The organism is Streptomyces sp. NPDC047525, assembly GCF_040643025.1.
Classification (GTDB): domain Bacteria; phylum Actinomycetota; class Actinomycetes; order Streptomycetales; family Streptomycetaceae; genus Streptomyces; species Streptomyces durmitorensis.
The window spans coordinates 56,694-76,357 of record NZ_JBEYTL010000014.1 but is presented as its reverse complement, the minus strand read 5'-3'; the positions used below and the strand labels follow the sequence as shown (position 1 = coordinate 76,357).

The 19,664-nt window shown below is 72.0% G+C and carries 14 protein-coding genes; 6 read left to right on the top strand and 8 right to left on the bottom strand.

Annotated features, from left to right (window positions below; all coding sequences use genetic code 11):
* Positions 1-62: 62 nt before the first annotated feature.
* Both ABZ833_RS32820 and ABZ833_RS32815 read right to left on the bottom strand, forming a co-directional pair.
* Positions 63-1,382, bottom strand: a complete 1,320-nt coding sequence (locus ABZ833_RS32820; protein ID WP_361054299.1) for a copper amine oxidase — start codon at positions 1,380-1,382, stop codon at positions 63-65.
* A gap of 64 nt (positions 1,383-1,446) precedes the next feature.
* Positions 1,447-2,241 (bottom strand): Tat pathway signal sequence domain protein, encoded by a 795-nt coding sequence (locus ABZ833_RS32815; protein ID WP_361054296.1) that lies wholly within the window; start codon positions 2,239-2,241, stop codon positions 1,447-1,449.
* 158 nt (positions 2,242-2,399) lie between these two features.
* Here ABZ833_RS32815 and glgX point away from each other — a divergent pair, with 158 nt between their 5' ends.
* Positions 2,400-4,508, top strand: a complete 2,109-nt coding sequence (gene glgX / locus ABZ833_RS32810) for a glycogen debranching protein GlgX (RefSeq protein ID WP_361054293.1) — start codon at positions 2,400-2,402, stop codon at positions 4,506-4,508.
* Here glgX and ABZ833_RS32805 read toward each other — a convergent pair.
* Complete coding sequence (locus ABZ833_RS32805) at positions 4,483-5,769, bottom strand: MFS transporter (RefSeq protein WP_361054290.1); 1,287 nt, start codon at positions 5,767-5,769, stop codon at positions 4,483-4,485. The genes glgX and ABZ833_RS32805 overlap by 26 nt on opposite strands.
* 81 nt (positions 5,770-5,850) lie before the next feature.
* Between ABZ833_RS32805 and treY the strand changes: the two genes are divergently transcribed.
* Complete coding sequence (treY, locus tag ABZ833_RS32800) at positions 5,851-8,292, top strand: malto-oligosyltrehalose synthase (protein ID WP_361054287.1); 2,442 nt, start codon at positions 5,851-5,853, stop codon at positions 8,290-8,292.
* On the opposite strand, the gene ABZ833_RS32795 is transcribed toward treY, so the two are convergent.
* Entirely contained in the window at positions 8,275-9,417 is a 1,143-nt protein-coding gene (locus ABZ833_RS32795; RefSeq protein WP_361054283.1) for a cytochrome P450, read from the bottom strand. The genes treY and ABZ833_RS32795 overlap by 18 nt on opposite strands.
* A gap of 162 nt (positions 9,418-9,579) precedes the next feature.
* Between ABZ833_RS32795 and ABZ833_RS32790 the strand changes: the two genes are divergently transcribed.
* The gene (locus ABZ833_RS32790) at positions 9,580-10,830 is read left to right on the top strand and encodes a M14 family zinc carboxypeptidase (protein ID WP_361054280.1); all 1,251 of its coding nucleotides are present in this window, start codon (positions 9,580-9,582) and stop codon (positions 10,828-10,830) included.
* Here ABZ833_RS32790 and ABZ833_RS32785 read toward each other — a convergent pair.
* The gene (locus ABZ833_RS32785; RefSeq protein ID WP_361054277.1) at positions 10,736-11,380 is read right to left on the bottom strand and encodes a DUF1707 and FHA domain-containing protein; all 645 of its coding nucleotides are present in this window, start codon (positions 11,378-11,380) and stop codon (positions 10,736-10,738) included. The two genes, ABZ833_RS32790 and ABZ833_RS32785, sit on opposite strands and share 95 nt — an antisense overlap.
* A gap of 167 nt (positions 11,381-11,547) precedes the next feature.
* Between ABZ833_RS32785 and treZ the strand changes: the two genes are divergently transcribed.
* Complete coding sequence (gene treZ, locus ABZ833_RS32780) at positions 11,548-13,293, top strand: malto-oligosyltrehalose trehalohydrolase (RefSeq protein ID WP_361054624.1); 1,746 nt, start codon at positions 11,548-11,550, stop codon at positions 13,291-13,293.
* 15 nt (positions 13,294-13,308) lie between these two features.
* On the opposite strand, the gene ABZ833_RS32775 is transcribed toward treZ, so the two are convergent.
* The 3 genes from ABZ833_RS32775 to phsA all read right to left on the bottom strand — a co-directional run bounded on the left by ABZ833_RS32775 (position 13,309) and on the right by phsA (position 17,397).
* Positions 13,309-14,433 (bottom strand): aminopeptidase P family protein, encoded by a 1,125-nt coding sequence (locus tag ABZ833_RS32775; RefSeq protein ID WP_361054274.1) that lies wholly within the window; start codon positions 14,431-14,433, stop codon positions 13,309-13,311.
* A 146-nt stretch (positions 14,434-14,579) separates the two neighbouring features.
* Complete coding sequence (locus tag ABZ833_RS32770; protein WP_361054271.1) at positions 14,580-15,368, bottom strand: PDZ domain-containing protein; 789 nt, start codon at positions 15,366-15,368, stop codon at positions 14,580-14,582.
* 142 nt (positions 15,369-15,510) lie between these two features.
* Positions 15,511-17,397: an O-aminophenol oxidase PhsA gene (phsA, locus tag ABZ833_RS32765; protein WP_361054621.1), complete on the bottom strand. Its 1,887-nt coding sequence runs from the start codon at positions 17,395-17,397 to the stop codon at positions 15,511-15,513.
* Between the two features lie 294 nt (positions 17,398-17,691).
* Here phsA and ABZ833_RS32760 point away from each other — a divergent pair, with 294 nt between their 5' ends.
* Together ABZ833_RS32760 and ABZ833_RS32755 are read left to right on the top strand one after the other, a co-directional pair.
* Positions 17,692-18,912, top strand: a complete 1,221-nt coding sequence (locus ABZ833_RS32760; RefSeq protein WP_361054268.1) for a hypothetical protein — start codon at positions 17,692-17,694, stop codon at positions 18,910-18,912.
* Positions 18,913-19,036: 124 nt separating this feature from the next.
* On the top strand, positions 19,037-19,525 hold the full coding sequence (locus tag ABZ833_RS32755) for a hypothetical protein (protein ID WP_361054265.1): 489 nt from the start codon (positions 19,037-19,039) through the stop codon (positions 19,523-19,525).
* The last annotated feature ends 139 nt before the right edge of the window (positions 19,526-19,664 follow it).

Genomic DNA, 19,664 nt, shown 5'->3' with positions numbered 1-19,664 from the left:
ACGATCAAGGAAGGGTACTCCGGGAGCGGCGGGCGGTGCAGCCGGATGGCAAGGGTGGTTTCTCAACCCCCCAGTGGCGGCTGGCCGTTCTGGCCGGCGAGGTCCTGCGGAGTGAGCGGACTCATAGCGGTCACGTCGCGCGCGGCCAGCGAGAAGCCCTGCCAGTGGACCGGCATCGGCTGCTGGTCCTCGTCACGGGCGATGTGGTGGAAGCCGACGTGGACCCAGGTGACCGGATGCGTCAGGGACTGACCGTTCACCCACTTGTCGACGCTCGTCGGTGCTCCGTTGGCGCACCCCGGGTTGTTGCTCGCGTACTGCTCGCACTTCTTGTACTCGGTGAAGTACACGTCGTGCTTGGTGAAGGGGCGTCCGGCGTGCTTGGTGCTGGGCCCCGGCACGATCTCGTACGAACGGGGGTGGCCGTCCGCGTTCTTGCCCGCCCCGCTGACCACGCGCCACCAGCGCATGTCCTTGCTGTCACCGGCGAGTTCCTTGGTGACCTTGGTGCGGGTGGTCTTCGTCTTGGGGCTGCCCTGGCCGGTGGGCGGGGTGACCTTGGAGTCGTACTGCTCGACCTTGGCCTTCGGGGAGCCGTCCAGGCCGAAGTTGAGCCGCCAGAAGACGTTGTGGGCGTGGCTCTCGGCCTTGGCCTGGTCGCCCTTGCCGATGGGCCAGCCGCGGCTGTCGCCGCCGTCGTAGTCGAACGGCGAGAGGCTGCCGGTCGCGCCGACCTGGGAGGTGATGGTGCCGTCCGACGAGAAGCGCCACTCGGTGATGTACTCGTACCAGGAGGCCTTGTTCACGGTGTAGACGAGCAGGTCCTTGCCCTGGCCGGTGTAGACCTTGCCGTTGCCGCCGGTGCTCTCGTCGTCGTTGAGGCGGTACGCGTGCCCACGCGCGCGCGTGGTGGTGCACAGCCCCTTCACGTCGCCCCGCTGCGGGACCTTCACGGTCTTGATGGTGCCGCCGGGACACTCGCCGGGGTTCAGGTTCTGCAGGGCCTGGCCGAAGTCGGTGCCGGTGACGTCGTCGTACTCGGCCTCGCCGTCGTCGTAGGGGACGTGGACCTGCGCGAGCCGGGCGCTGGTCAGGACGGGTATCGGCTTCGCCTCACCCTTGGGCTGGTAGCTGATCTTGTCGAGGATCAGCCCGGAGAGCGTGTTGTAGTGCCAGCACATGCGCCAGGTCGTGCCGCCGTCGACGGTCTGCTCGATCTTGTAGGCGTCACTGCAGTCGGCGGCCGGCGCCGCGGGGGCGCTCGGCGCCTGGGGGGCGGCCGATGCGGGCGAGGCGACGGTGACGACGCCGCCGATCAGCGCGGAGACCGCGAGGGCCCTGGTGACCCTGGTGCGGGCGCGCGAAAGTCTGTTGACGTGCATTGCGGTGTGAACTCCCTCGTACGAGGAGAAGCAGAAGTGTGGTGTCGTGCGCGAGCGGCCGAAATCAGCCGAGGCGGCCCACGGAGCGGGTGCTCAGGTCGACGACGAGGGACCGGGTGTCGATCCACGGGCCGTTCTTGACCTTGGTGACGACCTGGAGGCACCGGTGCTTTCCGCACTCGGTCAGGTCGGACGGGACGCGCTCGACGGTCTCCTTGCGGAAGACCATGCCGCTCAGCTGCAGCTGTCCCGGGCCGGTCAGCGCCTTGCCCGTGGCGTGCTTGAAGTCCTGCTTCAGGCCCTTGCCGAGCGGGTCCGCGATCAGCAGCTGGGCGCCCTCGGCGAGCTCTTCCTGGCTGGGCGGCGGCTGGACGTTCTGCGTGGTGTTCGAGTCCTCCACCTTGCCGGTCTCCACGTTGACCGTCTTGGTGATGACCGCGTCCTTCTTGTAGTCGTAGTAGACGACTTCGGCACGGCGCGGAGCCGCGGCGCCCGCGGCACCCGCGTCACTGGGGTCCGGCTCGCTGAGGTTCGTCGAAAGGAGCTGCGGGCCGCGGTCGCCCTCGACGTCCCTGGCGCTGGAGCGCATGGCGCCCGACACCGATGCCTTCTCGGCGCGCTCGATCTCGGCGTCGGTCAGCGGGTCGCTGCCTATGCCCTTGTCACCCTCTTCGGGCGCCGCCTCGACGACGCCGTCCTTCGCGATCGCGTTCTGCTTCGCGTCCGCCGCGTTGGCCTGGCGGCCCCCCGACTCGCCCGCCCCCGGCAGTGTGACGCCCACAAGCACCGCGGTGGCGGCCACCGCGACTGCCGCGCCCGCCATCACCTTGCCCAGGTTGCGTCTGACTAGCTCTCGCACTTACTCCCCTTTTCCCCCACGAGCCCCAAGAAGGGGCATACCGAGTATGTGGTCGGTCGGTTAGACGGCTTCAACTCCCGCGTGGTTGCCCCACTTTCGGGGAGACTCTGACCAATGTGACCCCGGGCCGAGGGGGCGGTAGTGGAAGAGTCGTATGCATGCAGGTGTGGCCAGGGCAGGCGTATCCACTCGGTGCCACGTACGACGGCGCCGGCACGAACTTCGCGGTCTTCTCCGAGGCCGCCGACCGCATAGAGCTCTGTTTGTTGCACGACGACGGCTCGGAGACAGCCGTCGAGCTGCGTGAGTCCGACGCGTTCGTGCTGCACGCGTACCTGCCCGGCGTGATGCCGGGCCAGCGGTACGGCTTCCGTGTGCACGGTCCGTACGACCCCGCGCAGGGGCACCGCTGCAACTCGGCGAAGCTGCTGCTCGATCCGTACGCCCGCGCGGTCAGCGGCCGGATCGACTGGGGCGAGGAGGTGTACGGCTACCGCTTCGGCGCCCCGGACAAGCGCAACGACATGGATTCGGCGCCGCACATGATGACCTCCGTGGTGGTCAATCCGTACTTCGACTGGGGCGACGACCGCCCGCCGCGCACCCCGTACAACGAAACCGTGCTCTACGAGGCCCATGTGAAGGGCCTGACCATGCAGCACCCGGATCTTCCCGAGGAGTTGCGCGGCACGTACGCGGCGCTCGCGCACCCGGCGGTCATCGGCCACCTCTCGCAACTGGGGGTGACGGCTCTCGAGCTGATGCCGGTGCACCAGTTCGTGAACGACCACCGTCTGGTCGACATGGGCCTGAACAACTACTGGGGCTACAACACCATCGGTTTCTTCGCGCCCCACAACGCGTATGCCTCCTGGGGCGACCGGGGCGAGCAGGTCCTGGAGTTCAAGCAGGCGGTCAAGGCGCTGCACGAGGCGGGCATCGAGGTGATCCTCGACGTCGTCTACAACCACACGGCCGAGGGCAACCACCTGGGCCCGACGCTCTCCTACAAGGGCCTGGACAACGCCTCGTACTACCGCCTGACGGACGATCCCCGCTACTACATGGACACCACGGGGACCGGCAACTCGCTCCTGATGCGGTCGCCGCACGTCCTCCAGATGATCATGGATTCGCTGCGGCACTGGGTCACGGACATGCACGTGGACGGCTTCCGCTTCGACCTCGCGGCCACGCTCGCCCGCCAGTTCCACGAGGTGGACCGGCTCTCGTCGTTCTTCGACCTCGTGCAGCAGGATCCGGTGGTGAGCCAGGTGAAGCTGATCGCCGAGCCGTGGGACGTCGGCGAGGGCGGCTATCAGGTCGGCAACTTCCCGCCGCTGTGGACCGAGTGGAACGGCATGTACCGCGACACGGTGCGCGACATGTGGCGGGGCGAGCCGCGCACGCTCGCCGAGTTCGCCTCACGGCTCACGGGTTCGTCGGACCTCTATCAGGACGACGGGCGGCGCCCGCTGGCATCGATCAACTTCACGACGTGCCACGACGGTTTCACGCTGCACGACCTCGTCTCGTACAACGACAAGCGCAACGACGCCAACGGCGAGGACAACCAGGACGGCGAGAGCCACAACCGCTCCTGGAACTGCGGCGCCGAGGGCGAGACCGACGACCCGGACGTCCTGGAGCTGCGCGCGCGGCAGATGCGCAACTTCATCGCGACGCTGATGCTCTCCCAGGGCGTCCCGATGCTCAGCCACGGCGACGAGTTCGCCCGGACGCAAGGGGGCAACAACAACGCCTACTGCCAGGACAACGAAATCGCCTGGGTGCGCTGGCCCGAGGGCGAGAGCACGCAACTGGAGTTCACGCGCGCGATGGCGTGGCTGCGGCGCGACCACCCCGTCTTCCGCAGGAGGCGGTTCTTCCACGGCCGCCCCGTCGAGGGCACGCACGACGAGCTCTCGGACATCGCCTGGTTCACGCCGGAGGGCGAGGAGATGACGCAGGAGGACTGGGACGCCTCGCAGGCGCGGGCGCTGACGGTGTTCCTGAACGGCAACGCGATCTCCGAGCCGGGCACGCGCGGCGAGCGGATCGCCGACGACTCGTTCCTGCTGATGTTCAACGCGTCGGCCGAGCCGCTGGAGTTCGTGATTCCGGTCAATCACGGCCGCCAGTGGCAGGTGGTCGTGGACACCGCCCGGGCGGAGGGTGTGCCGCCGGACACGGGGCCGAAGGCGGGAGCCGGCGAGCGCCTGACGCTCGCCGACCGGAGCCTCACCGTCCTGCAGCGCCCTGCGTGACCAAGGAGGTGGCGTGCGCGCTGTCGTCCGCCGCAGGGCGGGCGGCGAGCGCGACGAGGAACGCGACGACGGCGGCCGCGCTGCCGAGCGCGAACGCCGCTCCGGGGCCGTGGGACTCGGCCAGGCGCCCCGCCACGGCGAGCGTGACCGCCTGGCCGCCGACGAAGGCGCTCGCGGCCCACGTCATCCCCTCGGCGAGCCGCCGGGGCGGGCAGGAGCGCTCGGTGAGCGCGAAGCCGGTGATCAGGTTCGGGGCGAAGATGGCGCCGAACACGGTCACCACGAGATACAGGCCTGTCATGCTGTCCGTCCACACCAGCGGCAGCGAGAGCAGCGCCGCGGCCGCCGTCGCCACGCGCCAGCGCGCGTACAGGCCGAAGCGCTCGGGCAGCGCGACCATGGAGAGCCCCACGACGGCGCTCATGACGCCCATGGCGGCGTAGACGAGCCCCGCCTGGCCCGGCTGCCCCAACTCCTCGGTGAGGGCCGTGATGCCCGCTCCACAGGCGCCGAGCAGGACGCCGACGAAGACGAGCCCCACGCGTACGACGACGACCTGGCGCGGGAGCCGTTCCCGGCCGCCACGCGCGCGTGGCGCTCGCTCCGCCGTGTGGGCCGTCCGGCCCGTGGGGTGCAGCGCGAAGCCGGAGCCGCAGACGGCGACAAGGAGCGCGGCCGCCCCGAAGGCGTACGCCGGGTGGCCGGCCACGGCCGCGAGGCCCACCAGGGCGGGGCCGAGCACGAAGGACAGCTCGTCCATGGTGCTCTCCAGGGACAGCACGGTGTTGACCAGACGGCCGTCGCCGCCCGCCCCGCGCACCAGCGGGACGGCGCGTGCGCGGGCCAGCGGGCCGATCCCGGGGATGCTCGCGCCGGCGAGCACGGCGAGGACGATCAGGGCGGGCGTGGGCAGCTCGAGCAGGGCGCCGAGCGTGTACGCCGCGATGGCCACGGCGTTGAGCAGCGAGAAGCCGAGGACGACGGCGCGCTGGCCGCGGCGGTCGGCGAGGCGGCCGACGAGCGGGCCCATGGTCACCTGGCCGAGCGCGAGCGCACAGGCGACCACGCCGCCCGTGGCGAGCGATCCGCTGGTCTCCGTGACCAGCAGGACGCTGCCGAACTGGATCATGGCCACGGGGAGCCTGCCGAGGAACGAGATCACCGGAAGGAGCGCTCCGGTGTGCCCGATCACTTCCCGGTAGGTGTCCAGAAGTCCCCGTGCGCCGGACTCGTCCCGTCCGGTCTGTTCCTTTGTCGCCATCGTCCGACGCTAACGACGCCCGGCCGGACACACGCATGAGTCGATGGCACGAAAGCCCGCCAGGCGGGTACGTACGTTCGCATGACGCCTGAGCGCTCAGAGCCCGCCGTGCCACCACCGCCCACCGCCACCTACCGGTTGCAGCTCCAGCCGGAGTTCCCGTTCGAGGCCGCCGAGGCGGCCGTCCCGTATCTGGCCTCGCTGGGAGTCTCGCACCTGCATCTGTCGCCGGTGCTCGAAGCCGTTCCGGGGTCCGCGCACGGCTACGACGTCGTGGACCACGCGCGCGTGCGCGACGAGCTGGGCGGCGAGGACGGGCTGCGGTCCCTGTCGCGCACCGCGCGGGTACACGGTCTGGGTCTCGTCGTGGACATCGTGCCGAACCACATGGCGGCGGTGCCGCGCCACAACCACGCCCTGTGGGAGGTGCTGCGGGAGGGCCCCGCATCGCCCTACGCGCGCTGGTTCGACATCGACTGGGACGCGGGCGGCGGGCAGGTGCTGCTTCCCGTGCTCGGACGCGGGGTCGGGGACGAGCTGGAGCGCCTGCGGGTCGACGGGAACGAGCTGCGCTACCACGAGCACGCGTTCCCCCTCCGCGAAGGCACCGGGGAGCTGCCGCTTCCTCAGCTCCTGGATGCCCAGTGGTACCGGCTCGCGTGGTGGCGCCTGGCCCGCACGGAGCTCAACTACCGGCGCTTCTTCACCATTTCGGACCTCATAGGGGTGCGCGTCGAGGACCCCGAGGTCTTCGAAGCGACCCACGCGAAGATCCTCGAACTGCTCCGGGAAGGGGTCGTGGAGGGGCTGCGGATCGACCATCCCGACGGGCTCGCGGACCCGGGTGCGTACCTCCAGCGGCTCCATGAGTCCACGCGCGGGCGCTGGACGGTCGTCGAGAAGATCCTCGGCGACGGGGAGCAGCTGCCCGCCGCGTGGCCCGTCGCGGGCACCACCGGGTACGACGCGCTGCGCCACCTCGACGGCCTCTTCACGGACCCGGCGGGGGCGGGTGAACTCCTCGGCCAGTACCGGAGGTTCGCGGCGCCCGCGGTGGACCGGGGCGGCGACTGGGGGGCGACGGTGCGGCGCGCCGCGTACAAGGTGCTCACCCATGAGCTGGCCGCCGAGACCGACCGCCTCACGCGTGAGGCGACCGCGCTGTGCGCCCCGGACCCCGCGCTGCGCGACCACGCGCCGTGGGCGCTGCGCACCGCGCTCCTGGAACTGCTCGTGCGGCTTCCCGTCTACCGGCCCTACGTCTCCGGGGGCGTCGAACCGGCTTCGGTGCTCACGGTGAGGGCCGCCGACGAGGCCAAGGCGGCCTTCGCGGTGCGGGAGGAGGCCGAGGCGGTCGATGTCGTACGCGACCTGGTCCTGGGGCGCCTGGGGTCCGGGCCCGCGCTCGACGGCTTCCGCGCGCGCTTCGCGCAGACCTCGTCGGCGCTGCGGGCCAAGGCGGTCGAGGACACGGCGTTCTACCGGCACGCGCCGCTCCTCTCGGCGGCCGAGGTGGGGGGCTCTCCCGAGCGTCCCGCGGTGACCCCGGAGGCCTTTCACGCCTACTGCGCGCGCGTGCAGCGCGACTGGCCGTACGCGGGGACGGTGCTCAGCACGCACGACACGAAGCGCAGCGCGGACGTACGGGCGGGCATCGCCGTGCTCACGCAGTGCCCGGAGCGGTGGGCCGACCTCCTGGTCGACGTGACCGAGCAGACCGCGCGCGTGGGCGGCACCAGCGCGCCGGATCCCCAACTGGCCTGGGCGGCCTGGCAGACGGCCGTCGGCTTCGGCTTCCCCTACGACGAACGGCTCCAGAAGGCCCTGCTCAAGCACGTGCGCGAGGCGGGCCTGCACACGAGCTGGACCGAGCCGAACGAGGCGTACGAGAAGGCGGTGACGGCGTTCGTGGAGGCCGGTCCCTGCGGGCCGCCGCTCTACACGGTCGCGGAGTTCGCGGGCGCCCTGCGGCCCCATGTGCGGGCGAACGTCCTGGGGGCCACGCTGCTTCAGCTGGCGATGCCGGGGGTGCCCGACCTCTACCAGGGCACCGAGGGCGAGTACCGGGCCCTGGTGGATCCGGACAACCGGCGGCCCGTGCGGTTCCAGGCGCATGTCCTGGAGTACCTGGAGCAGCACCGTGACCGCTGGGACCTCTCCGAGGAGAAGCTGGCCCTCACGGCGACCGCGCTGCGGCTGCGCAGGCGCCGCCCGGAGCTGTTCGGCGGCGCGGCGACGTACGAGCCGCTGGCGGCGCGGGGCCCCGGCGCGGCGCACTGCGTGGCTTTCGCGCGCTCCGGAGAGGTGATCGCGGCGGTGACCCGGCTCTCCTTGCGCCTGGCCGATGCGGGCGGCTGGCGTACGACGGAACTGGCGCTTCCGGAGGGGCGGTGGGCGGATCTGCTCACCCGGGGGCGGGAGTTCACGGGGCACGCGCGCGTGGAGGAGCTTTTCGGGGAGCTGCCGGTGGTGCTTCTGGAGCGCGTGTCCGCTGACCCCGCTGCCTCAGGGATGGACGAGTAGCAGGCGCGGGGCTCGCGCCATGAGCCCCTGGGGCGCGGGCCGGAAGCCGGGCGCCCAGCGCAGGCCCGGCATGACGTCGAGCAGGGCCCGCAGGCCGCACTCGGCGGCGAGCCCCGCCAGGGTGGCGGCCGGACAGAAGTGCCGTCCGGCGCCGAACGCGAGGTGGGCCGGGTCCGCGCGGAAGATGTCGTAGCGGTCGGGGTCGGCGAAGCGGAACGGGTCGCGTCCCGCGGAGCCTATGAGGCAGGCGACGACGGCTCCCGCGGGCAGTGTGGTGCCGCCCAGGGCCACCGGCGCGCTCGCGCGGCGCAGCACGACGGGGGTGGGCGGATCCCGGCGCAGGGACTCGGCCCAGGCGGCGGGTATCAGCCCCGGACGGGTGCGCACGAGGTCCAACTGGGCCGGGTGGTCGAGGAGGTTGGCCAGGAAGGAGGCCAGCGCGAGGGCGGTGGCCTCGCCGCCGCCAGTGAGGAGCGTCCCGGCAAGGCCGGTGACGGCATCGTCGGAGAGGGCCTGCCCGTCCACCCGGGCGCCGCACAGCACGGAGAGCAGGTCCGCGCCGGGGTGGACGCGCCGCCGCGTGACGTGGGGCCGCAGGAGGCCGTTCAGCTCCGGGTGAAGGCCGACAGGACGCGCGAGCCCTCCCGTACGGCACCACTCCCGCACCCGGGCCGCGTCCTCCCAGGGCAGCCCGAGCGCGGCGACGGCGGCCGCGGCGGGCAGCCAGGCACTGAACTCGGCGACGAGATCGACCTCGCGCCGCCCGGCCAGGCGCCGGGCGAGGACATGGGCGGTGCGCTCGGCGGCGGCCCGCAGCACGGGCTCGATGAGCCTCCGGTAGGCCGGACCCGGTCCGTCGGCCGCGGGCCCGAGCCGCACGTCACCCAGCGCGGCCCGCACATCCGCGTACCGGCTGAGCAGCCAGGCCCCCAGGAGCTCGTCGCGGAAGAGGGGAAAGTCCTCACGGAGGGCGCGATAGACCGGATAGGGGTCACGCTCCACGCCGGGGGCCAGGAGACTGGGCAGCACGGCGCGCGAGGCGGTCCCGGCACGTCCGGCGATCGGGGACGAGCCCGGCGGAGCCGGTGACAGGCGGTGCCCGCTGGGGGCCGAGCTCGTTGACACGATTTCAGGGCACCATTGGAGGGCCCCTTGCGCAGTTCCATACGCCCATTCGGGTGACGCTGTGGGACAAGGCCGCCGCGGGATGACATCCCTTGGGTCGCGCGCTTGACACCTGCCCTACTGCGTGGCGTACTGCGGATTGCGTCAGCGGACAAGACGGGGGTGAGTCAACTGGCGGAGCAGAGGTATCCCAATGTGGCCGAACTTGTGTTGTCCGCGCGGGAGTTGGTGGCCCACCGCCCCGATCTCAGCACCCTGCGCCAGGTGGGCTCATCGCGCGCAGGAAGGCCACTGCACCTGCTGTCCGTCGGCCGCTCCCGCCGCGCCGTCCTGATCGTCGCCGGCGCGCACTCGAACGAACCGACCGGCGGTTCGACGCTGCTCAACCTCGCGGAGTGGGCCCTGCGGGACGAGGACCTGCGCTCGGACACCTCCTGGCACTTCCTCCTGTGCGCCGACCCGGACGGCGCGAACCTGCACCGCACGCCCGCCCCGCGCACCCTGTTCGACTACCACCGGCACTTCTTCCGCCCCGCGGGCCCCGAGCAGCCGGAGTGGTCGCCCTCGGTGCTGCCGCCCGACCGGCTGCCGCCCGAGACCCGCGCCCTGACGGGCGTCATCGACGAGCTGCGGCCTTATCTGCAGGTGTCCCTGCACGGAACCGATCTCGGCGGCAGCTGGGTGCAGTTGACGCGGGACATACCGGGGCTCGCCGAGCCGTTCGCCAAGTCCGCGGCGGAGCTGCACATCCCGGTGGAGACGGGGGCTTCGGACGCCGCGGGCTGGCCGGTCTCGGGGCCGGGGGTGCATGTGCTGCCGGGCCCCGGTTCGGCGGCCGCCTATCCGAGCCTCCCCGAGGACGCCCGCCACACCACCTGGCACCACGCCCACCGGTACGGCGGCCTGACCGCCATCGTCGAGGTCCCGATGTGGGCCAGCGACCTGGTGGACGACCTGACCGTCCATCCCTCCCCCGTGCTCGCGCTGCGCGGCTTCGCGGAGCGACTGCGCCATGACGCGCGCCTGGTCGAGGACATCCTCAGGGAGGCGCTGCCGCGGCTCCCCGAAGCGCAGGGGCCGCTGCTGCGCGCGGCGCGCTGGGCACTCGACCTGGTTCCCGGCCTCGCCGACGACTGGGCGGGGCTGCCGCCCGCCGGGACGTCGATGGCGTACATCGGCAGCGTCGACGCCTTCGGACGCCGCCTTCCGCTGCGGGCCGCCGCGATGCTGCTGCGGGTCCTGGACGCGGCCGGTGACCGGGCCGCGCCCCGCCTCGAACGGCTCGTCCTGCACTGGAGCGACGCGTTCGCCGAGCGATTCAGGGCGCGCTGGGTGCCGCTGGAGGACCAGGTCGAGCACCAGTCACGGACGACGGTCGCGGCCGCGCGCCACGCGCGCGTGCGGGGCGACTGACCACACCGGAGAGCCGGAAGCCCATCTTCCCGAAGCTGATCTGATCGCCGTCCTGGACGACGGCCGCACCGATCACCCTGCGGCCGTTCACCGACGTGCCGTTGGTCGAGCCGAGGTCGCGCAGCACCCACATGCCGCCCTGCCTGCTCAGCTCGGCGTGCACCCGGGAGACGGTCTCGTGGCTGAGCCTGAGCCCGTTCGCGGGGTCGCGGCCGATCCGCAGCGGATGCGGGTTCGTCGGCACCGGCAGGAGCAGCTTCGGCAGCTTCTCGGCCTGCCAGGCCCTGCGCAGCCTGACCGTGAACCCGGAGACCGCGCCGACGGTGCCGAACACCGCCCGCGAGAAGCGCCCCTCGGTCTGCAGGTCGGCGGTGAGCGCGGCGAGTTCGTCGGGCTGGCGAGCGGCGAGTGCCAGCTCCATGCGCCGCACGAACGTGTCGTGCGACAGCTTGCCGAGGGCAGCGCCCTCCCTGAGCACCTCAAGTGCCCTGTCGCGCTCGGCGTCGGTCAGCCGCGCGGGGTACGTGTGGATCTCAAAGGACGACGTCACCCTGCTGATTGTCGGTCAGCTCGGCCGGGGTGTCCAGAAAACGCGGAACGACCCCGGACCGATCACTTCTGCAGCACGATGGACGGGCGTCACCACTGATGACGTACGAAAGAAGACAGATCGACACGGATGACCGGCAGCGGATGACAGACAAGGGGGAACTGTCAGTGGAGTTCGAGGTGTGGGCACCGGGGGCGGAGCGCGTGGCGCTGCTGTGCGAGGGCACCACGCGCGCGTTGGAGCGCGCCGACGGCCGGGCCGGGTGGTGGACGGTGGAGGCGGACGCCGCCGACGGGGCGCGCTACGGCTTCTCGCTCGACGGCGGCCCCGTGCTGCCCGATCCCCGCTCGCGGCGCCAGCCGGACGGCCCCGACGGGCTCAGCGCCGTCGTCGACCACGACCGGTACGCGTGGCGTGCGCCCTGGGCGGGGCGCGGGGTGCGGGACGCGATCCTGTACGAGCTGCATGTGGGGACGTACACGCCGGACGGCACGCTCGACTCGGCCGCGGGGCGGCTCGGCCACCTCGCCGAACTGGGCGTCACGCACGTGGAGCTGATGCCGGTCTGCCCGTTCCCGGGGCAGCACGGCTGGGGCTACGAGGGCGTGTCCCTGTGGGCCGTGCACGAGCCGTACGGCGGCCCCGAGGCGCTGAAACGATTCGTCGACGCGGCGCACGCGCACGGCATGGGCGTCGTGCTCGACGTGGTCCACAACCACCTCGGCCCGTCCGGCAACCATCTGCCCGCGTTCGGGCCCTACTTCACCGACACCCACCACACGCCGTGGGGCGCCGCGGTCAACCTGGACGCCCCCGGCTCGGACGAGGTACGCGCGTATCTGATCGCAAGCGCGCTCGCGTGGCTGCGCGACTACCGTCTGGACGGCCTGCGCCTGGACGCGGTGCACGCGCTGCGGGACACGCGCGCGTGCCACTTCCTGGAGGAGCTGTCGGCAGCGGTGGACGAGCTGGCCGAGGAACTCGGCAGGCCGCTCTCGCTGATCGCCGAGTCCGACCAGGGCGATCCGCGGGTCGTCACCCCGCGCGCGGGGGGCGGGCTCGGCCTGCACGCGCAGTGGAACGACGACTTCCACCACGCGCTGCACACCGCGCTCACCGGCGAATCGCACGGCTACTACGAAGACTTCGCCCACGCCCCCTTCGCCGCGCTCGCCAAGACGTTCACGGGCGGCTTCTTCCACGACGGCACGTACTCGACCTTCCGGGGGCGCAGGCACGGCCGTCCCGTGGACCGCGCCCGGACGCCCGCGTACCGCTTCCTCGGCTATACGCAGACCCACGACCAGATCGGCAATCGCGCACAAGGAGACCGCCTCTCCGCCTCCCTCTCCCCCGGCCTGCTCGCCTGCGCCGCCGTGCTCACTCTCACCGGCCCGTTCACGCCGATGCTGTTCATGGGCGAGGAGTGGGGCGCCGCCACGCCCTGGCAGTTCTTCACGGACCACACCGATCCCGAGCTCGCGGATGCCGTGCGCCGGGGCAGGCGGCGGGAGTTCGCCGCGCACGGGTGGGCCGAGGACGACATCCCGGATCCGCAGGACCCGGCCACCAGGACCCGCTCCTGTCTCGACTGGGCCGAGCCCCTGACCGACCCGCACGCGCGCGTGCTGGCCTGGTACCGCGAACTGATCGCCCTGCGCCGCGCCCGCGGCGACCTCCTGGACCCCGATCTGGCGGCGCTGCGGGTCGCGTACGACGAGAGCGCGCGCTGGTTCGCGGTCCGGCGCGGTGATCTGCGGATCGCGGTGAACATCGGCAAGGAGGCGGTCGACATCCCGTTGGGCGGCCGGGGAGCGCGGGTGCTCGCGGCGTGGGAGCCGGTCACCGCGCCGGGCGCGGACGGGCTGCTGCGGCTGCCCGCCGAGTCGTGCGCGGTGCTCGCGACGCCATGAGGCGAACGGCAGAGGTCAGTTGACGATCGCCAGCTCGCGCGGGGTGGAGTTGAGGCGGCGTACGCCGTCATCGGTGACCGTCACGATGTCCTCGATGCGCACTCCGAAGCGGCCCGGCAGATAGATGCCGGGCTCCACGGAGAAGCACATCCCGGGCACGAGCGGCAGCTCCTCGCCCTCGATCATGTAGGGCGGCTCGTGGGTGGTGACGCCGATGCCGTGCCCGGTGCGGTGGATGAAGTGCTCGCCGTACCCGGCTTCGGTGATCACCGCCCGCGCCGCCCTGTCGACGTCCTGGCAGGCGGCGCCGGGCCGCACCGCGCGGCAGCCGGCCTCCTGCGCCTCGCGGACTATGTCGTGGACCCGCTGCTCCTCGGCGTCGGGCTCGCCCACGTGCACCGTGCGCGAGGTGTCCGAGCCGTAGCCGTGCAGCAGGCCGCCGAAGTCCAGGACGACCATGTCGCCGTGCCCGATGACGCGTTCGCCCGCCTCGTGGTGCGGATTGGCGCCGTTCGGGCCGGAGCCCACGACGGTGAAGTCGACCTGGGAGTGCCCGAACTGCCGCAGCAGACCGGCGAGATCGGCGGCGACGTCGGTCTCCTTGCGGCCCGCGAACGGAACCTTCTTGATCTCTTCGTACGTCGAGTCCGCGGCGGCACCGGCCGCCGCGAGGCGCTCGAGCTCCGCGGCGTCCTTGACCGCGCGCAGCATGGGGAGCGCTTCGGTGAGGGACACGTAGGAGGTGTTCGGCAGCTCCTTCTGGAAGCCGAGCAGGTGCATGGCCCAGGAGTTGTCGCTGATCCCGAAGCGGCCGTCGACGTCCAGGAGCGGCTCGGTCGCGGCGTAGGGGTCCTTTCCGTCGGTCCAGTCGCGCAGCGAGAGCGCGCTCGCGCCCGCCGCCCGTTGCGCATCGGGGGCCTCAAGGGTGGGCACCACGAGCACCGGCTCCTGGCCCGCGGCGAGCACGAGGACGGTGAGGCGCTCGGTGTCGGCGGTCGGCCGGTAGCCGGTGAGCCAGACCATGTCGGGGCCGGGTGCGACGAGCAGTCCCGCGAGCCCCGCGTCCGCCGCAGTGGCCGCGGCGCGGTCCATGCGGGCCTTGTAGTCGTCGGCGGTGAAGGGCGCGGGGGTGCCGGTCATGGGGGCCTCCAGGGCTGCTCACTGGTGCGCGTACGGCCTGCTGCTCGTACGGCGCGCTGCCAATGAAGCCGATCCTGCCCGCACCGCCGCGCGTGCGCGACCGGGTTACGGCGGCCCCCGTCACGTCCCTTCACGTTCACGTGCCTTCACGTCACGAAGCCCGGCGTCACCGACAGGGACTGCCGCCCTCCGCTCTCGTGGCGGACGCTCACAGTGACGTTCCTTCCCGGGGCCGCGGCGGCGACCGCGGCCGCAAGGGCCTTGGCCGAAGCGATGCGGGTCCCGCCGAAGGCGAGCACCACGTCGCCGCGTACGAGACCCGCGGTGTGTCCTGGACCCGGGCTGTGCACGCCGACGAGCAGGGCCCCTGAACCCGCGGGGGCGTCGACGGCCTCCACGCCGATGGCGGGGCGCGCGGCAGCCCGCTCCCCGGCCTTGTCCGGCTCCTTCCCCGGCGGCTTCGACGGCTTCGGCGGGGCGGCGGGCTTGGACGCGGTGCCCGGAGCGCCGGGCCCCGCCGGTCCTCCTGGTCCCGCCTGCCCCTTGGCGCCGCCCTGTGTCTGGGCCTGCTTCTGTGCCTGCTTCTGCATGTCGGCGAGCTTGCTCATGCCGATGACCGTGGCGCTGACGGTGCCGAGCCCCACCCCCGACAGCACGAGGACGGCCGAGAAGAGCAGCCCGAGGAGCAGGGTGATCAGCCGCCGTCCGCGCCGCCGCGCGGCGTGCGGGCGGTGGCCGGGACCGGATCTGTGGCCCGTGCCGGATGTCCGCCGGGCACCGGCCTTCCGGCCCATGCCGAGCCTCCGGGCCATGCCGAGCCCGCCGCCTCTGCCGGACTTCCGGCCGATGCCGAGCTTCCGGCCTATGCCGAACTTGACGCCTCCGCCGGAATCCTGTCCGGGCATCGGCTTGGGACGCAACGCAGTCTGTTCCATGGCTCGCCTCCGGCCACAGCCCTACCCGGCGTGACCCGGCGTGACGATTCACGAACGAGTGACGTCCACGTGTGCGGCCGACGCGGACACCGACCGCCCGTGGATACCGGCCGCCCGCGGTCTCCGACAGCCCGCGGCCTCCTCAGCCCGCGTGACCTCCCTCGTGCCCGCTCCCGCCGTGGCCCCCGTCATGGCCGCCGTGCCCCGCCCCGTGGTCGAACTTCAGGGCCTCCTTCGGCATGACCACGAAGGGGCGCATCATGCCCATGTCCTCGTGTTCCAGGAGGTGGCAGTGGTACATGAAGCGGCCGTAGGCACCGTCGAACTTGCCCATCACGCGCAGCATTTGGCCGCCCGGGACCAGGAAGACGTCCTTCCAGCCCCGCTCGTTCGGAGCGAGGGGGATCTCCGTCTTCGGGTCGAAGGAGACCGGGGCCCGGGTGCCGCCCACGGTGACGTCGAAGCCTGACGCGTCGTACGCGTCGCGGCCCAGGAGCTGGAAGTCGGCCAGGTGGATATGCATGGGGTGGGTCACCGGCGGGTCCACCGCGAGGTTCAGGAAGCTCCACTGTTCGTGGCTGCCCTCGGCGATGGTGAAGCCCAGGCCGTCGTTGAAGGTGCGGGCGGTACGGCGATAGGTCTTGGTCTTGCCGTCCGCACCCCGGACCTGGATGATCCCCTCGGTCGGCACGCGGATGTCGCCCGCGTCCTTGATCTCGGTCATCTCCCAGATCTCCGGGTGGCCCCCGCCGCCCTTCGTGGCGGGCGGCGTCAGGACGACCAGGCGGTGGCCGTGCTCCATGTCGTGGCTCAGCGGGCGGAACGAGCCCGAGAGGATCTCCGGGAGCGAGAAGGGGTCGTCGCACCCGGCTTCCCGCACGCGGAACTCCATGACCTGGGGGTAGCGAACGTCGTTCGCCGGGTCCGGCACCCCGGGGGCCTGCCCCCTGCCCTTGTTCACCAGACGCACCCGCTTGCCCGCGAGCGCGCGGAAGTCGATCAGCAGGTCCATCCGCTCGGCCGGGGCGACGGTGAGCGTGGGCAGCGCCTCGTCGAAGTCGACCGGCACAGGGCGCGGCAGCAGGCCGCCGTCGCTGCCGATCTGGTGCAGGGCGCCCCGCACCGGGTTGTTGTCCTCGTCGACCAGGACGAGGTCGTAGATCCGGGCGTTCGACGCGTTCACCAGGCGGAGGCGGTGCCAGGCCGCGTCGACGTCCGCGTACGGCCAGATGCGGCCGTTGACCGTGCTGAACGGGCCCGTGAAGGGCAGCGACACCGGCTTGCCCGTCTCCGGGTTCTTGGGCTGGACGATCACGGTCTTGTGCAGCAGGCGGCCGTTCAGACGTCCGTCCTCGTCCGTGTCCAGGTTCCGGTCGGCGAGCAGGAGCGGGATCTCCCGCTCCTCGGAGGGGAGATGGAGCGCGTCCTCTTCGTCGTCCCTCACCAGATACGTGCCGTAGAGCCCCGCCTGGACGTTCCAGCGCGTGATGTTCATGGCGTGGTCGTGATACCACCACTGAACCGCCTGGTGGTCGTTCGCGTACTCGGAGAGCTGCGCGTCGCCGGTCCCCACCGCGTTGTCAGCCCACCCGTCGTTGCCCCCGCCCGTCTGCGCGCCGTGCAGATGCGTGACCGACCAGGCCGGCAGCGCGGCCACGTCCTGGTTCGGTGCGACGCCCGCCCGGCCCGGCAGCGTGGCGGGGCTCGGGTCGGCCCGCGGCACCTCCACGGAGGTGACGGGATACTCGCTGCCCTTCGGGATGCGGTTGGTCCAGGCGATCCGGATGCGCCTGCCGCGCCGCACCTCGATCGTCGGGCCCGGCACGCAGCCGTCATACCCCCACATCAGGGTCGGCGGCAGCTGCGGGTGCAGCCTGATCCAGGCCGGCCGCAACGCGATCTCGGTCTCCGCGGGCACGTCGGTCCCGTCGCGCATGTCGACGGAGTCCGGCCGCAGGACCGGCGGCACCGGCAGCGGTGTGACGTACGGAGTCAGCTCCCCCGGTGCCGGTGCCGGGGTCGCGTCCACGTCGGCGGGGCCCGTCAGGCGGTCGGTGATGCGCTCGATGATGTCGGTCAAGATGAACACCCCCGTGTTGATCAATGCAAAGCAAGAACGCGATGCAAAGCAGTGCAATGGCCGCTGGTGTGCGGCCGGTTGAACGGCCCGGTCAGTGGCCGCCCCCCTACTTCAGAAGACTCGCGGCGCCTCAGCCAAGTTCCGCGAATCCCTCATTCCGTAAGAAAAGTATCGGAAACCGCATATGGAATCGGGTAGTCCTGTTGAGGGTCTGCCGTCAGTGACCGCTGTTACTTTCGGAGCATGACCGAACGTGCACTCCGTCTGCTGCGACAGGACCCACGTCTGGCCGAGCTGGCCGCGTTCCCTTTCGCATTCGACCTGTCCCGCGCGGACCACGTCGAAGAGGTCCGCCTCGCGTCGGGCGGGCCGCTCGAACCGATCGCGGGGGACGATTCCGGGGGCACGTATTTCGTGTGCGGGGACGGGTCCGTGTTGTACGCCGACTCCGAGGGGTCCGCGGGGACCATCGGGGACAGCGTGGACGAGGCCCTGGAGATCCTCGTCGGCCTGCCCGGCTGGCACGACTACGTAGGTCTGTCGCCGACCGACGGCGAGGCGCGGATACTCGCCGAGATCGCCGACACGGAGGGTGACTTCCGCGAGGACTGCGTGCCCGATCTCGACGCGCGCCGCACCGAACTGCGAGCCGCGCTCGGGCTCCCCGAGCGCTCCCCCGCACAGCTTGTCGCGCGACTGCACACCGCGCTCCTGCGCACCGAACCGGACCACCTCCTCCTCAACTCCGTCGAGCACCTGGCGTACCAGCGCCTGGATCCCCATCCGCGCCCGCCGCTGTGGGAACAGGTGCTCGCCAAGGGCCGCACCGACCTGGCCCTGCTGCGGACGGGCGACCGCACGGTCTGGGACGGCGTCGCCGGGGACCGGCCGCGCAGGGTGGCGGCGCTGCGCGCCGCGCAGTACGACCGGCGGAACACCGACCGCGCACTCCTGCGCCACCTCCTCAAGCACGAGGCGGACGCCCCCATGTCCGACGAACTGCGGCTCGCCGTCGTCCTGGTGGGGCTCCATGGCCTTGCCGAGGACCTGCCGCTGCTGCGCGAGGTCCACGAGACGACGTACGACACCTGGTGCGGCCTCGCCGGGCTCCCGGTCGAGGCCGGTCAAGTCCAGGAGTGGGCTCGCTCGTTCGACGATTCCAACTATGGGATGGATCCCGACGACGAACCGGAATCCACCTGGCTCGAACTCGCACGGGACCAGGGGATGGTGGAGGCCGCCCGCACCTATCTGATCCGCGAGCTGGACGACACGGGTCCCGACGCGGCACAACTGGCCGTCCTGCGCGACGAGTTGGCACTGATCGGCGACTACACCCAGGCGATACGGGCCCAGCGTCTGCACCGCTCGCTGCAGGACACCGACGAGGGCCGCGCGGCGGCCGACGCGCGCCTCGCCGAGCTGGAGCGGAGGGCCGTGGAAGCGGCAGCGGCGGAATCGTAGATTTTCCCGCACCGGTGCGACCGCCGCCTCTAGGCTGCGGAACGGAGATCAGCTCGGCAGGAGCGGGAGTACGGCATCGGCTCCGGGCGGGGGATCGAGATCACCTCCGGGAAGGACCGCCCACATGACCGACGCACCGCTGCCCGCGGAGCTGCTCCTCGACCGGGACGCCTCCGACGACCTGCGGCGGGAGCTGGTCTCCGCGCTGGAGGGCCTCGGCGTCCACACGGAGCGGGTGCGCCGCGCGGTCGACCACCGGGGCGCGGCGGACATCCCCTGGATCATGCTGGCGTCCCTGCCCCTGCAGGCGTTCCTGAGCGGGCTCGGCGCGGAGGCGGTCAAGGACTCGTACACGGCGTTCAAGGATGTCGTACGCCGGTCGTCGCGCGCGGCGGATCCAGCTCATGCCGCTGACCCCGCCGGTCCCGCCCCTCGGCCGCTGGTGCTCCAGGACCGGCGTACGGGACTGCGCGTGGTCCTGGAGCCGGGGCTGCCGGGCGAGGCGTACGAGCAGCTCCTGGGCCTCGACCTGGCACGGTTCAGCGAGGGGCCGCTGCACTACGACAGCGCGCAGGGCCGCTGGCGCTCCGAGCTGGACGAAGCGGCCGGCTGACCCGCCGGGAACGGGAACGGGGAACGGGGGTGGTGTGACGTGGGGCCGGATGCTGACCTGGGCCGTGCGGAAGAGGCGTGGTCCGGGGCGGAAGAGGCGTGTTCCAGGGGTGAGTCGAGCCTGGCACGCCGCGACGGGG